Origin of the sequence: Candidatus Tisiphia endosymbiont of Dioctria linearis (genome assembly GCF_964026545.1) — a bacterium.
Classification (GTDB): Bacteria; Pseudomonadota; Alphaproteobacteria; order Rickettsiales; family Rickettsiaceae; genus Tisiphia.
The window spans coordinates 1,097,501-1,111,859 of sequence record NZ_OZ032156.1; the positions used below are offsets into that span (position 1 = coordinate 1,097,501).

Sequence of the window (14,359 nt, forward strand, 5' to 3'; positions counted from 1 at the left end):
TTATGTCTTGGCAGAAAAAATATAAGTTGCTAGTTTTTGATGAAGTAGATAGTACCAGCTCTGAAGCTATTAGGATGGCTAAGAGCTGTCCTGATGGTAGTTATGTAATATTAGCAAAAAATCAAACAAAATCGCGTGGAAGAAATAACAAAATTTGGCATTCTAATCTAGGGAATTTGCATGTTAGTATATTATTAAAGCATCAAATTAATCTCAGTTATCTTCCGCAATTATCTTTTGTTATGGCTATTGTTGTGTATAAAACTATTACTTCTCTTACAGCCAGTTCAGTGAATTCTATCAAATTAAAATGGCCAAATGATATTTTGATAAACGACAAAAAAGTATCTGGTGTATTGCTTGAATCTATTACTATAAATAACAATAATTATCTTATTATAAGTGTTGGTATTAACATCAAGGAAAGTCCTGTAAATATTCAGCAACTGGCAACCAATTTATCTGATGAGAATATAGAAGTAAAAGATCCAGAATATTTATTAGATATCTTGATGATTAATTTTGAAAAATATTTTAGTAGATGGAAAGAACAGGGATTTAGTAAAATAAGACAATATTGGCTTAGAAATGCTTATAAGTTGGGCGAGATGGTTAGTGTAAATGATGGAAACACAAAAATCTTAGGGATTTTTAAAGATATAGATGAAAATGGGGGTATAAGAATTCAGCTTGAGGATGGGAAAATAGTTACCTTATGTAGTTTTGAGATATTAAACTTCCTGCCTATAGTTAATCCAACTAGCCATTGCGAGGCGTAGCTGACAAAGTACTCCAGGAGAGTGGTTGAAAATGGATTGCTTCGACCATTACATGGTCTCGCTAATAGACGGGATAATATTAGCCTTGGTTAAATTGTTGATAAAATTTGATAGCTTTGTTTAAATCTTCCGGGGTATCAACAGAAATGGGGATATTATTAACATAACATACCCCTATGGACATATTATTTTGTAAGGCTCTTAGTTGTTCTAATTTTTCGCTTAATTCTAAAGTTGAGACAGGTAAGTTTATAAATTTAATTAATGCTTCTTTGCGGAATCCATACATTCCTACGTGATATAGAAATTCTTCAGAGCCATAAGGAATAAGACTACGAGAAAAATACAGAGCCTTATCATTATGGTCAGTAATAACTTTGACATTACTATTGCCATTTACGGCGTTTATACCAACTTTTACTACTGGGGTCATAATATCATGGTCACTAGACTTTAGGCTTTCAATAACTTTAATAATTGATTCCGGTTCTATAAAAGGCATGTCACCTTGGACATTTAGGATATAATTAATATTATGATTGTTAGGTATTGTCTGAAATGCCTCATAGACACGGTCAGTACCAGTCTGGCAGTCTGGGGTTGTCATAATCAATTGCCCACCACAATCAGTAACTTTTTTAGCTATAATTTCTGAGTCAGTTGCTACATAAATATTTTTTAGTTTGGTTAAGTGTACTTGCCTTAGAACGCGTTCAATTATTGACAGTTCCCCTATCAATTGTAAAGGTTTCTTAGGAAGCCTAACCGAATCAAGTCTTGAAGGGATAATAATTGCAACATCAGAATGCATAAGTTACCATTTAAAGATATTTACCAAAATAATTGTTGACATGATAGCCTTTTTAAACGATAAAGTAAAGCGTATTGGAATATGTTTTGGGACACAATTTGTCTTTAAGCATTATGTTTAGGGCTCGTAGCTCAGCTGGTAGAGCACTTGACTTTTAATCAGGTTGTCCCGGGTTCGAATCCCGGCGAGCCCACCATTTCAGGGTAGTTAACCCCCTTAATTGTATATGAATATCGCCGCCAATATTTAAAGGCGGAGACTAGGAGACCGCCTCTTAGTAATAGACCTCTTGCAAAACTCGCTTATGCTGAGGAATTTGAAGGAGACGCGGAACGCAGAACCGCAGCGTACTCTAATGTACGTGAGGATTCGAGTACCGCATTGACGTACAAATTACCAGCAGAAGTAGAGTTTTGCAAGAGGTCTAATGGGTTTGTAGCTCAGCTGGTTAGAGCACACGCCTGATAAGCGTGAGGTCGGAAGTTCAAGTCTTCTCAAACCCACCATCATAAGTATTCTTTATGAATCTTGAGAATAATATAATTGATCAATTAAGCCGTAATAAATTAGCTATTTGCTGGCTTAGAAATGGTGTAATCTCGCTTGCTCTTGCTGGGGTGTATTCAATAATATTGGTAATGCTCTGCACTCCTATATTAGTTACCCTATTTCCTAATACAGAAATCTTTAAATCAGCTTTGGTTATTCATGTTAATTTATCAATCCTAGTTTGGTTGATATCCGTTACAGCATGTATTTGGAGCCATAATTTACAGCCGACGACTTCCAGTATAACATATGTAATAATAGCATTTTTTGGCACTGCACTAATAGCTTTATCACCACTTTGTGGACAAAATCTTCCTGTAATGAATAATTACATACCAATGCTGGAGAATATAATGTTTATTCTCGGAATTAGTTTATTTGGCGTATCGGTATTGTTATTTTCATCAAACGTCATCCTAGCAACGATTAAGACCCTAAAAAGTCAAAAATTGATCAATTTTACTATCCTTTCTACTGCAATAATGTGGGTGTTAGTATGGGTATGTTTTATTTGTTCTTATTATCAACTACAACAAGTTATTAGGCTTGTGCCAGTCGATATAGAATTTTACTATGAATTGCTTTTCTGGAGTGGGGGGCATTTATTGCAATTTATTTACACACAAATTATGATATTAGTAATGACAGTGTTATGCCATGCTTGGATAGGAAAAGAATTAAAATTTAACAAGCTATATCTGCTACTATTATATTTAAATTTTTTGATAAGTATTGCAGCTATTTGGGGACACTTATCATATGATATTATAGATGCTGAATTCAAAGAATATTATACCAAACAAATGAAATATGGTGGTGGGATAGCCCCAGTTCTGTCTTTGATACTAATATTTTATGAGCTAGTTAGCCATAATCATAAACTAGTGGTAAATTCTCTTATGAGAAATTCTCCTATAAAAGCAAGCATCATTTGTTCTAGCATATTATTTTTGTCTGGAGGGTTTATTGGCGTGTTAATTACCAGTATGAACGTTACTGTTCCTGCCCACTACCATGGTTCGATTGTTGGAATAAGTGTGGCATTTATGGGATTTAGCTTTATTTTATGTGACAATGCATGTGATAATGAACAAAAGAAAAATTCATATTCCTCTGCAGCAATTATTACTTTAACTATCGGACAAATGTTACATATTATAGCTCTTCTTTTGGCTGGTGGTTATGGGGTGATGCGAAAAACGCCAGGGGTAGAAATGACTATTAGCAGTAAGTTACTGATGGGGGCAATGGGTGGTGGAGGACTAATTGCTATTGTTGGTGGCTTGATGTTTGTTGTTATTTGTGGTAAAAAGATGGTATTGAAATAATTAGTATAATAAAAATAATGACCTTGAATAAACCTACTATAGAAGAAGCCCAAGAGGCAGTTAGAACTTTATTGCGATTTATTGGCGAGGATCCAAATAGAGAGGGGCTAGTAAAAACTCCTGATAGAGTAATAAAAACTTACCAAGAGATGTTTTGTGGGTACAATAAAAATGTAGAAGAAATATTATCTACTAAATTTTATGAAACTGGTAACTTTCAGGACTTCATTCTATTAAAAGACATAAAGTTTAATTCTTTTTGCGAACACCATTTATTACCAATAAATGGTACAGTTGATATAGCTTATATACCAGATAATTGTATAATAGGTATCAGTAAATTTGCCAGAATAGTTGATGTTTTTGCAAAAAGATTACAGATTCAAGAAAAAATGACAGTACAAATTGCTGAAACATTACAGAAATATATTAAGCCTATGGGTGTTGCGGTCAGGATTTCTGCATTACATAGTTGTATGACTCTTAGAGGTGTTATGCAAAATGATAGTATTATGAATACTATGCATTATACTGGTATATATTTAGAGCAGCAGAAATATCGTCATGAATTTCTAAATATTATTGCCAAAAAATAATCAAAGGTAATAGACCTCTTGCATAACCTAATCTAATTGGTAATTTTGTTGTCAAAACTCGTCTCCGTTCCTCACGTACATCCTAGTACGCTGCGGTACTCGACTTCGTTTTTCCTAAAAATTCCTCAATTATCTTTAGGTTATGCAAGAGGTCTAATGTAACCCAGTGGGCAAGTTATTTAAACAAAAAAGATGTCATTCCAGCTCCGGTGCAGAATCTCTAAATCCTCGCCTACGCTGGGAGAACAACTGTTATCATTGAGGTAAAGCAGTCATGTTACTATCAAAATATTTTTTACCCGTGCTAAAGGAAGAGCCAGTAGAGGCTCAAGTAGTTTCTCACAGATTGATGCTTAGAAGTGGTATGATAAGACAACAATCTGCTGGAATTTATAGCTGGTTGCCTATGGGATTAAAAGCCCTGAAAAATGTTGAGAATATTGTTCGACTTAATATGAATAAAGTAGGTGCCATTGAAATATTAATGCCTTGTATTCAACCAGCATCTTTATGGATGGAATCTGGAAGATTTGAGAATTATGGTAAGGAAATGCTAAAATTCCAAGATCGCCACGATAATACTTTATTATTTGGACCTACTAATGAAGATATGGTTACCGATATTTTTAGAAATAATATTAAGTCCTATAAAGATTTGCCAAAAAACTTATATCATATTCAGTGGAAATTTAGGGATGAAATTAGACCTCGCTTTGGGGTGATGCGTGGTAGAGAGTTCTTAATGAAAGATGCATATTCTTTTGATATAGATCAAATAAGTGCGATAAAAACTTATAATCAGATGTATCTAGCATATATGCAAACTTTTCGTGATATAGGACTCCGTGTAATCCCAGTACTTGCTGATAATGGTCAGATTGGTGGGGATTTAAGCCATGAGTTCCATATTCTTGCCACTAATGGTGAGAGTACTATTTTTTATGACAAAAAATTTCTATCTTTAATAGATCAGGAAAATTTAGATATTAAAAAATTACAATCCTTATATGCGGTAGCAGAAGAAAAACATGTTCATGATAAATGTTTGTTAACAGAAGAGAATCTTGCTAGTAGTAAGGCTATAGAGGTTGGGCATATTTTTTATCTTGGTACAAAATATTCTAAAGCAATGAAGGCTCTAGTAAATGCTAGTGATGGGAGTCTTGTGCCAGTGGAAATGAGCTCCTATGGTATAGGTATTTCAAGACTTTTAGCCGCTATAATTGAATCAAGTCATGATGATAAAGGGATTATATGGCCTCCAAATATTGCTCCTTTTATGGTATCAATATTAAATTTGAATATACTTGATAGTAAATGCAATGAACTATCACAAAATCTATATGATCAGCTTGTAGCAAATAAAATAGAGGTATTATACGATGATACAAATGAGAGAGCTGGTAAAAAATTTGCCACTCATGATCTTATAGGTTCGCCGTACCAAATAATTATTGGTTCCAAAAACTCTGAGAAAGATGTGGTCGAATTAAAAGATCGTAGAACAGGAATAATAGAAGAGTTAACAGTAGAAAATGTTGTTACCTACTTCTCTAAAATTCTTTCTTATATGTAAGTTATGACTCTAGACAAGCCAAAACATGACGAAATCTTTCGCAAATCTATGGAGAATCCAATAGTTGCTCAAGAATTCTTGGCAACTCATTTGCCGAAGGATGTGTTGGCTTTAATCGATAGCACATCTTTAAAATTAGAAAAAGATAGTTTTATTGAGTCAGACCTTTCTGAAACTATTTCAGATGTATTATTTTCTGTTAAGTTTAATGATCAGGATGGCTATATTTTTTTGCTATTGGAACATCAAAGTACTGTTGATAAAATGATGGCATTTAGGTTGTTTAAATATATGATTAATATTTGTGATCTATATTTAACTACTAATCCTAAAGCTAAAAGCCTTCCATTAATTTATCCCCTAATAATTTATAATGGCAAGAAGAAATATAACGCATCGCTCAATATATGGAATTTATTTACCCATCCAGATTTAGCCAGAGGCTTTTGGACAAATGATTGTCAGCTTATTAACGTACATGATATTCCTGATGAAGAACTCAAGAAAAAAGTATGGTCTGGGATTTTGTTATTTTTCCTCAAACACATCCACGAACGTCAATTACTGAAAAGATGGCAAGAAATCTCTCATCTCTTGCCTAAATTGAGTGAAATAACAATAGGCTATGACCATATAAGAAATCTATTACAGTATACTTTGATCTTTATTGAGCAAAATGATAAAATAGAGTTAGAAAAAATATTAAAAAATAGTTTAACTAAAGAAAAAGGAGAAGAACTTATGCCTAGTATAGCTCAAGTATGGAAAGAAGAAGGGATTCAAATCGGACTACAAGATGGTATCAAAATCGGAGTGCAAGATGGTATTAAAATCGGAGTACAGGATGGTATTAGAATCGGAGAAGCTAGAGGCGAAGCTAGAGGTGAAGCTAAATTAATAAAAATGATGATAAACAATGGTAGCTCCATTGAAGAAGTAGCGAGAATTACTGGACTATCTATTACTAAAATCAATGAACTATTGGAAATGCAGTAAACTGGTTAGCTATAGGCTGTGCAACATTACCCCAAATCAATTATAGATGAAATATGTGGCTAAAATATCTTACATATATAACATTATTAATTAGTGTTATATCATTATGGCTTCCTGTAAAAGGCAAATTTAAACCATGGCAATTATTTCTCTAGTCTTATCTTTTGTTAGTAAAATAGCAAGCCTGTTTGCTATTTTAGCAATTGTGTTGTTTTTTTATTTAGTATTTTCGTATCATAAATCTTCTACTAAATTGAAATATGTCTTATGGAGTCTAGTGTTAGTACTAGGGTTAACTTTAGAACTACATTTAATTCCAGGATTTGATAATTTATTAGTTTTAGATAAAATACAATTCACTCCAGATGCTTTACCGTTTACACTATATTTAAACTTAGATAAGACAATTGTCGGCTTAATTATTATAGGTTTAACTTTAGATTTAGCATCTACTTGCAGCGAACTGAAAATATTACTCTTGCAAGTTTCTTATAGATTACCAATTATTCTATTAGTAATAATAGTGTTATCTATTGCATTTGAGTACATCAAATTTGCACCAAAGATACCACAGAATTTATGGATATGGGTAATCAATAATTTATTTTTTACATGCGTTGCTGAGGAAGGATTATTTAGAGGATTTTTCCAAGAATCATTAAGTCAGTTAAAATATAAATATTCTAAGGATATAGCCATACTAATACCTGCACTTTTCTTTGGAGTGATGCACTATCCAGGAGGACTAAAATACGTAATTTTAGCTACAGTAGCTGGAGCTTTATATGGATGGATATATAAAGTAACGAAAAGAATTGAAGCAAGCATACTTGTTCATTTTATGCTTAATTTAACTCATATTTTACTTTTTACTTATCCAGCTATCAATAAGATTTGAAAAGTTATCCAAAATCATAAAACAGCTATTAGTGGATCAAAAAAATCTGCTATGTTATAGATATTAAAGATAATGGGTTTAATGTCACAACTATTAATAAAGCCTTGGTTGGCTGCATGCTGCTGTATGGTGGTTTTTATGATTTTTTGGGGTGGTCTTACTAGGCTTACTGATGCTGGTTTATCAATTGTTGAATGGAAGCCAGTATCAGGTATTGTCCCGCCACTCAATAATGCTGAGTGGCAGGATGAGTTTAGTAAATATCAGCAATCAGTCGAATATAAGCAAAAAAATGTTAATATGACTCTCTCAGAGTTTAAATTTATTTTTTGGATTGAATTTATTCATCGTTTTGCTGGGAGAGTTGTTGGTTTATTATATCTGATACCGTTGGTATATTTTTTGATGACTAGGCAAATTGCTAGCAGATCACTACCAGTATATTTGGGGATATTGTTATTATTTGCGGTTCAAGGATTTATGGGTTGGTATATGGTAAAAAGTGGGCTAATTTTGCAGCCATATGTTAGTCATTTCCGCTTAGCTGGGCATTTGATTATAGCGATTATCATCTATAATTTATTGTTCTATCAGCTGATGAATAATAGTTTTGATATTTTACTAAATGAACAAACGATAAGTTTGAACTCAACAAAATTATGTTGTTTAGTAACTATTAGTATAGTTTATATACAGATCTTTTTAGGAGGGTTGGTTGCAGGTCTTGATGCTGGGCAGGTATATAATAGCTTTCCATTAATGGGTAATAATTTTATACCTGAAGAACTAACGTTTAAACTACTTACTATAGATAGCTTAAGCGACCCTGTGGTTGTTCAGTTTTTTCATAGAATGGGAGCATATATAGTTTGTATTAGTGCTGGATTTTTAGTAGTGAGCTTAATAAAAACTAAGCATCCTAAATTAAATAAAGCAGCTTATTACATTGTTGGTATATTGCTATTACAAATGTTAGCTGGCATAACTACTATTTTATATTCAGTACCTGTATTAATAGCTTTATTCCATCAGATTTGTGCAATTATACTGTTATCTTGTATATTGTGGAGTTATTTTTTATTAAAGAGTGCATAAGTGGCAATATTAAATGTTGATCTAGAACCGTCTTGTAGGTTGGATCGTTACTTAAAAAAATTATATCCTAGTCTTACTCAAGGGGTGATTGAGCGTGCCTTAAGGTTTAAGAGGATAATGGTTAATTCTTGTAAGGTAGCAGCCAATCTGCGAATAAATGTTGGTGATCAAATTTTTATAGAGGATGGTTTAAATTTACAACCTCTGAAAACTTCTGATAGGGTTTTTACCAGTTCAGCGATTAAACTAGCTGGTAAATTGTTGAAGGATTATCTAATTTATCAAGATGAGTGGCTTATAGCAATCAATAAGCCGTCAGGTCTTGCCACCCAAGGTGGTAGCAAGATAATTCTATCTATAGATGATGCATTGCAATATTTAAATAGTCGGGGGGCGGATTTTAAGTTAGTTCATAGGTTAGACAAAGATACTTCAGGAATATTGCTAATTGCTAAAAATTATGCGAGTAGTATAAAATTAGTTAAAGCCTTTCAGGAGAAGGATATTCAAAAAACCTATATAGCGGTAGTTTTAGGTAAGCTTCCACAATCCGAGGGAGAAATTAGTGGTATGATAGGTAAGAATAGGGGGGGAGCGTATGAAACTGTGCAAAATGATGAGGAAAATGGTAAATTATCGATAACCCGCTATAAATTTCTTAAGAAGTTAAATAAGGATTTGACACTGGTTGAGTTTACTCCTCTTACTGGCAGGATGCATCAACTTCGATTCCATGCGAAAATGCTAGCTTGTCCCATATTAGGTGACAGAAAATATGGAACTTTAGAAGCAATAACTTTATCCAAGGAGATGTTACTACATGCCAAAAAAATAATCTTACCTGAGAAAATATTTGGTAAAGAAATAATAATTGATACATCCTTACCAAGTTATTTCCAACAATATACTAACCTTTCCTGATACGAAAGGTTAGTAGTGTGAGTTAATTAAAGTATTTCCGTTCTTTAGTTACTGTTTCATCTTCATTAGATGGTTTGTTATTTTGCCATTTTTTGGCAGATTCCCGTTTATTGTTATTAATATCAGCGTTATCTTTATAAGGCTCAGATTTATGATTAGTCGTAACGTTTGGAGTAACGGTAGCGTCAATATTTTTTATGGTTAACTTGGCTTTGCCTTTATTGTCAAAACCAATAAGTTTAACTTTTACCACATCACCATGTTTTAAAACACTAGACACAGACTCAATACGTTCCTTCGAGATCTCACTAATATGGATAAATCCATCACGATTACCTAAATAATTGATAAACGCTCCGGATTCTAATATTTTGACAACTGTTCCGTTGAATATGCCACCAATTTCAGGCTCAATGGCAATTAACTTAATCTTGGCAATTGCCATATCTAGCTTTTCTTTGCCTACCGCAGAAACAGTTACATTACCATCGTCACTTATGTCAATTTTAGCTGATGTTGTATCACAAATTTCACGTATTACTTTACCACCAGGTCCTATAACATCTCTAATTTTATCTTTATCAATTTTAAAGCTATAAATACAAGGGGCGTATTGGCTAACATGGTTATTGGTTTTATTAATAGCCTTATCCATTTCTTGTAGAATATGAATACGACCAGCCTTTGCTTGAACTAAAGCCTGCTTCATTATTTCAAATGTTATGCCAGATATCTTAATGTCCATTTGTAGGGCGGTTATGCCTTCCGTACCACCAGCTACTTTAAAATCCATATCTCCAAGATTATCTTCATCCCCAATAATATCAGATAAAATTACAAATTTATCGTCTTCTTTTATCAAGCCCATAGCAATACCTGCTATAGGGGTTTTGATCGGCACTCCAGCATCCATAAGTGCCATTGAACCACCGCAAATAGTAGCCATGGATGATGAGCCATTACAGGAGGTAATTTCTGACACTACCCTAATGGTATAAGGGAATTGCTCTTTAGTTGGTAACATGCGGTTAATGGCTCTCCATGCTAGTTTGCCATGACCTATTTCTCTGCGACCAGGAGCCCTTACTGGGGTTGCTTCTCCTACTGAATAAGGAGGGAAAATATAGTTGAGCATAAAACGCTCTTTATATTCGCCGTCTAAACTATCAACAATTTGTTCATCTTGACCAGTGCCAAGTGTAGTGACTACTAAACTTTGTGTTTCTCCTCTAGTAAATAAGCTTGAACCATGTGTTTTTGGCAATATCGCAATTTCACAAGCTATGTTTCTTATGTCGGCAGGCTTTCTGCCATCTATACGAGTATTTTTCTTTAATACGTCCTGACGCAGTACTTCTGATTCTACTTCTTTAAGAGCAAATTCAATTTGTGAGTTAGTAAGATTATTATTCGCAATATCTTCTGCAAAGTGCCGCTTAATTATATCATAAATGTTCTTTACCGCTAATAGTCTTTCTTGTTTTAATTTAATAGCAAAAGCTCTCTTAATATCTTCTTGCACTATGCTGCTAATTTGTTCTTTTAAGCTAGCAGGGAACAAGCTGGTAAGCTGTAATTTAGGTTTTCCGGCAATTTTTACTAAGTCATTAATCAATTCGATTACAGGCTGTAATGCTTTGTGACCAAACTCAATAGCTTCTAACATTTGCTCTTCGGATAATAGATCGGCTTCAGACTCAACCATCATAACTGATGTGTCAGTTCCTGCCACTACTAAGTCTAGTTTACTAGTCTTTAACTGGTTAAATGAAGGGTTTAGGATAAAATTACCATCTATCAAACCGACTCTGCTGGCTGCTACTATATGTTGATATGGTGCTGCAGATAAAGCTAATGCAGCGGATGCTCCAATAATTGCTAATATATCACTATTACACTCAGGGTCATATGAAAGAACAGTACAGATTACTTGCGTTTCATTAAGAAAAGCTGGGTGAAATAATGGTCTAATTGGTCGATCAATCAAGCGTGAGACTAATACTTCTTTTTCCGATCCTTTACCTTCTCTTTTAAAAAACCCCCCTGGTATTTTACCAGCAGCAAATGCCATTTCTTTATAATGAACAGTAAGAGGAAAGAATCCTATCCCTTCTTTTGGCTCTTTGGCACTTACGGCAGTACATAATAAGACAGTTCCTCCCATTTTTACCATAACTGCTCCATCAGCTTGACGAGCAATTTTACCAGTCGTTAATTCAAGTGTTCTTCCACCTAATTCTATTGTTTTAACTATTTCTTCAAACATTCTTTTTCCTTATTTAATTAACAAAAAACCCGGCTAATTTTTGATTTTTTAGCCGGGTTTTATTTTACTTTCTTATTCCTAGTTTATTGATCAACGACAAATATCTGCTTAAACTTTGTTTTTTGATATAATCTAATAATCGACGTCTACGACCAACTAACATTAATAATCCCCTTCTCGAGGAAAAATCTTTGTGATTAGTTTTAAAATGCTCTGTTAAATTGCTGATTCTTTCAGTTAGAATTGCACATTGCACTTCACTAGAACCAGTATCATTTTCTTTAGTAGCATATTCTGTAATTAATTGTTGCTTACGCTGTGCTGTAACCGACATCAGTAATCTCCATGTTTATTTTATAGGTTAAATACTCGTAAAGAATTAAAGCAATTTTCACTCAAACTACCAATTGCCAACAGAGAGTCTTGATATCGAACCCAAACTAATTCGATAGACCTCTTCGGAAACTCTACTTCTGCTGGTAATTTGTGCGTCGAGCCGGCACTCAAATCCTCACATACATCTATGTACGCTACGGTTTTGCGTTCCGTGTCTCCTGCAAATCCTTGTGCATAAGCGAGTTTCCGAAGAGGTCTAATCTTTTCAAGACAATCAAAATAACATTTCTGACCATAAATAATTTTTTTAGCTTGGTCAGTAGTAGCATCAAGTACCAGGATGTCGTCCAGTACTGCTTCAATTTTTATACTTCTTTTTTCAAGAAATTCTTTTATTCCTTGATTTTGTTCATCAAGTTCTGTTAATTTAATAGCATTACATGCTGTAAATATTCCAACTTTAGTACGCTGTAATTCTAGCACAAATGCTAAACTTTGCAAGGATAAAGCAATATCTTCTGCTAAAGTCCTTACATACGTTCCCTTAGAGCATTCCACCCTATAGGTAGCTTGATTATTTTGATGATCAAAATTAAGACATTCCAAATTATATATTTGGATATTTCTAGGGGTTAATTCTACTGCCAAATTTTCTCGGGCTAATTTATAAGATCTAACACCGTTAACTTTTATAGCAGAAAAGGCAGGGGGGCGCTGTTTAATCGTAGCTATGAATTTTTTACAGATATTATGACAATCGGTTTCGTTAGGAATATGATCAGTAACACCTATTACTTTACCTGAGGCATCTGCTGTATCAGTTTGTTTACCAAACTGCACCGTAAAAATGTAGGTTTTTTTTGCATCTACTAGAATTCGTACCAATTTTGTTGCTTCACCAATTGCCAAAGGTAACACCCCTTCCGCTTCAACATCCAAGGTTCCGCAATGACCAACCTTAACTCCTAAAAGGTTTTTTTTAACTATAGAAACAAGCTTTGCTGAGCTGATGCCCTTAGGTTTATAGATATTAAGCCAATAATTATTATGATGAAACATCAGTAGCATTCCTTGTATTTAAGATTAGCAACTCACCTTACGCATAGATTCCGTGGCAATAGACTTCTTTCGAAACTCTACTTGCTGGTAATTTGTGCGTGATACCGGTACTCTGCTTCTCACGTACATTTGAGTACGCTGTGGTTCAAAGTGAAGTGTCTCCTACAAATCCTTGCACATAAGCGAGTTTCGAAAGAAGTCTAATTTAAAAATTGCAGAAAAGTACAAGACATCTATTAGCGAGACTGCACAAGTAGGTCGTGGCAATCCATGAAGCTTGTTATATGGATTGCTTCTAGGCTCGCACCTTCTCGCTAATAGACGTCTTGTACTTTAACTTTTTTTCCGTGAACGCTTGCAAAGCTTGAGATATATGGTGCCGCTAGAAGGAATTGAACCTTCGACCACACCATTACCAATGACGAGACCCTGTTTTTAGCTTTTTACCGAAACTACATTTACTACAAATATTCTCCATGATTTCACCTCAAAAGGCTAGTATTTATAATGTTTTACCTGAATAGTCCAAATTAAAATTTAACTGTAATTAATTTTATAGTATTTGTCAATAACTCATTAATATAGTCAAATATTAAAATAATATCAGCATATATCAGCATATAATTTGCTAAAATTAACAGTTATTTTATAAACAACAATACTAAGACCATGTTTATTTTTATGAAACGGTTTTGCTTTATAGTTTTATGATTACTGTTATAGTGAATAACGATTTTTTTATTAAAAATGATTTGTGATTAGCAAAAAATCATATTACAATTAATTATTAATCTAATTTAAGCTAATCAATATGTTAGTATCGTCATTATTATTTACTACGGAAGATATTGAACAAATTGCAGCTCCGCAAGAAAAAAGAGATGTATATAAAGATAGTAAAGAAGAAGGTTTAATTTTAATAGTATCCTATGGCAAGAGTAAAACATTTTACTTAGCTATTGCGATAGGAACAAAGTACCATAGGATTAAAATAGGACGTTTTCCTAATTTATCAGTTATAGAAGCAAGAGAACAAGCAGTTAAGTTAAAGAAGAAAATTGCTCAAGGGATTAATCCTATAGAAGAAAAAAAGCTATAAGAAAAGCTCAAATTTATAATGAGTTATCTCTCGGATTAACGTTTAAAGAA

The 14,359-nt window shown here is 33.5% G+C and carries 13 protein-coding genes and 2 tRNA genes; 11 read left to right on the forward strand and 4 right to left on the reverse strand.

All coding sequences use genetic code 11. The annotated features are described in order from the left end of the window. Positions 1-2 precede the first annotated feature (2 nt). Positions 3-779, forward strand: coding sequence for a biotin--[acetyl-CoA-carboxylase] ligase (locus tag AAGD42_RS05305; protein ID WP_341752524.1), 777 nt, complete (start codon positions 3-5; stop codon positions 777-779). A gap of 79 nt (positions 780-858) precedes the next feature. Here AAGD42_RS05305 and AAGD42_RS05310 read toward each other — a convergent pair whose 3' ends face one another. Beyond that, on the reverse strand, positions 859-1,590 hold the full coding sequence (locus AAGD42_RS05310) for a 3-deoxy-manno-octulosonate cytidylyltransferase (protein WP_341752525.1): 732 nt from the start codon (positions 1,588-1,590) through the stop codon (positions 859-861). A gap of 120 nt (positions 1,591-1,710) precedes the next feature. On the opposite strand from AAGD42_RS05310, the gene AAGD42_RS05315 reads away from it, so the two are divergent. From AAGD42_RS05315 to AAGD42_RS05360, 9 genes are all read left to right on the forward strand, one after another. Then, a tRNA-Lys gene (locus AAGD42_RS05315) sits at positions 1,711-1,786 on the forward strand. A 233-nt stretch (positions 1,787-2,019) separates the two neighbouring features. Then, a tRNA-Ile gene (locus AAGD42_RS05325) sits at positions 2,020-2,096 on the forward strand. Positions 2,097-2,111: 15 nt separating this feature from the next. Then, entirely contained in the window at positions 2,112-3,467 is a 1,356-nt protein-coding gene (locus AAGD42_RS05330) for a cbb3-type cytochrome c oxidase subunit I (protein WP_341752526.1), read from the forward strand. Between the two features lie 17 nt (positions 3,468-3,484). Then, positions 3,485-4,063 carry a GTP cyclohydrolase I FolE gene (folE, locus tag AAGD42_RS05335; protein WP_341750760.1) on the forward strand — a complete coding sequence of 193 codons (579 nt, stop codon included), beginning with the start codon at positions 3,485-3,487 and terminating at the stop codon, positions 4,061-4,063. Positions 4,064-4,337: 274 nt separating this feature from the next. Further along, a complete protein-coding gene (proS, locus tag AAGD42_RS05340) occupies positions 4,338-5,639 on the forward strand; it encodes a proline--tRNA ligase (protein ID WP_341752527.1) in 1,302 nt (433 codons plus the stop codon). A gap of 3 nt (positions 5,640-5,642) precedes the next feature. After that, the gene (locus AAGD42_RS05345; protein ID WP_341752528.1) at positions 5,643-6,635 is read left to right on the forward strand and encodes an Rpn family recombination-promoting nuclease/putative transposase; all 993 of its coding nucleotides are present in this window, start codon (positions 5,643-5,645) and stop codon (positions 6,633-6,635) included. Positions 6,636-6,771: 136 nt separating this feature from the next. Beyond that, the gene (locus AAGD42_RS05350) at positions 6,772-7,533 is read left to right on the forward strand and encodes a CPBP family intramembrane glutamic endopeptidase (RefSeq protein ID WP_341752529.1); all 762 of its coding nucleotides are present in this window, start codon (positions 6,772-6,774) and stop codon (positions 7,531-7,533) included. Positions 7,534-7,614: 81 nt separating this feature from the next. Then, complete coding sequence (locus AAGD42_RS05355; protein ID WP_341750756.1) at positions 7,615-8,628, forward strand: COX15/CtaA family protein; 1,014 nt, start codon at positions 7,615-7,617, stop codon at positions 8,626-8,628. A gap of 6 nt (positions 8,629-8,634) precedes the next feature. After that, positions 8,635-9,549, forward strand: coding sequence for an RluA family pseudouridine synthase (locus AAGD42_RS05360; RefSeq protein ID WP_341753402.1), 915 nt, complete (start codon positions 8,635-8,637; stop codon positions 9,547-9,549). A gap of 22 nt (positions 9,550-9,571) precedes the next feature. Here the strand turns inward: AAGD42_RS05360 and pnp are convergent, their stop codons facing one another. The 3 genes from pnp to truB all read right to left on the reverse strand — a co-directional run bounded on the left by pnp (position 9,572) and on the right by truB (position 13,210). Further along, positions 9,572-11,815: a polyribonucleotide nucleotidyltransferase gene (gene pnp, locus AAGD42_RS05365; protein WP_341752530.1), complete on the reverse strand. Its 2,244-nt coding sequence runs from the start codon at positions 11,813-11,815 to the stop codon at positions 9,572-9,574. Positions 11,816-11,879: 64 nt separating this feature from the next. Next, positions 11,880-12,149 (reverse strand): 30S ribosomal protein S15, encoded by a 270-nt coding sequence (gene rpsO, locus AAGD42_RS05370; RefSeq protein ID WP_250311643.1) that lies wholly within the window; start codon positions 12,147-12,149, stop codon positions 11,880-11,882. Positions 12,150-12,169: 20 nt separating this feature from the next. Further along, on the reverse strand, positions 12,170-13,210 hold the full coding sequence (gene truB / locus AAGD42_RS05375; protein WP_341752531.1) for a tRNA pseudouridine(55) synthase TruB: 1,041 nt from the start codon (positions 13,208-13,210) through the stop codon (positions 12,170-12,172). Positions 13,211-14,021: 811 nt separating this feature from the next. On the opposite strand from truB, the gene AAGD42_RS05380 reads away from it, so the two are divergent. Next, complete coding sequence (locus AAGD42_RS05380) at positions 14,022-14,309, forward strand: Arm DNA-binding domain-containing protein (protein WP_341752532.1); 288 nt, start codon at positions 14,022-14,024, stop codon at positions 14,307-14,309. The last annotated feature ends 50 nt before the right edge of the window (positions 14,310-14,359 follow it).

Bases quoted from the DNA above. Each gene is read 5' to 3' on its own strand.
- AAGD42_RS05305 (WP_341752524.1), top strand. From the start codon at position 3: ATGTCTTGGCAGAAAAAATATAAGTTGCTAGTTTTTGATGAAGTAGAT.
- AAGD42_RS05310 (WP_341752525.1), bottom strand. From the start codon at position 1,590: ATGCATTCTGATGTTGCAATTATTATCCCTTCAAGACTTGATTCGGTT.
- AAGD42_RS05330 (WP_341752526.1), top strand. From the start codon at position 2,112: ATGAATCTTGAGAATAATATAATTGATCAATTAAGCCGTAATAAATTA.
- folE (WP_341750760.1), top strand. From the start codon at position 3,485: ATGACCTTGAATAAACCTACTATAGAAGAAGCCCAAGAGGCAGTTAGA.
- proS (WP_341752527.1), top strand. From the start codon at position 4,338: ATGTTACTATCAAAATATTTTTTACCCGTGCTAAAGGAAGAGCCAGTA.
- AAGD42_RS05345 (WP_341752528.1), top strand. From the start codon at position 5,643: ATGACTCTAGACAAGCCAAAACATGACGAAATCTTTCGCAAATCTATG.
- AAGD42_RS05350 (WP_341752529.1), top strand. From the start codon at position 6,772: ATGGCAATTATTTCTCTAGTCTTATCTTTTGTTAGTAAAATAGCAAGC.
- AAGD42_RS05355 (WP_341750756.1), top strand. From the start codon at position 7,615: ATGTCACAACTATTAATAAAGCCTTGGTTGGCTGCATGCTGCTGTATG.
- pnp (WP_341752530.1), bottom strand. From the start codon at position 11,815: ATGTTTGAAGAAATAGTTAAAACAATAGAATTAGGTGGAAGAACACTT.
- rpsO (WP_250311643.1), bottom strand. From the start codon at position 12,149: ATGTCGGTTACAGCACAGCGTAAGCAACAATTAATTACAGAATATGCT.
- truB (WP_341752531.1), bottom strand. From the start codon at position 13,210: ATGTTTCATCATAATAATTATTGGCTTAATATCTATAAACCTAAGGGC.
- AAGD42_RS05380 (WP_341752532.1), top strand. From the start codon at position 14,022: ATGTTAGTATCGTCATTATTATTTACTACGGAAGATATTGAACAAATT.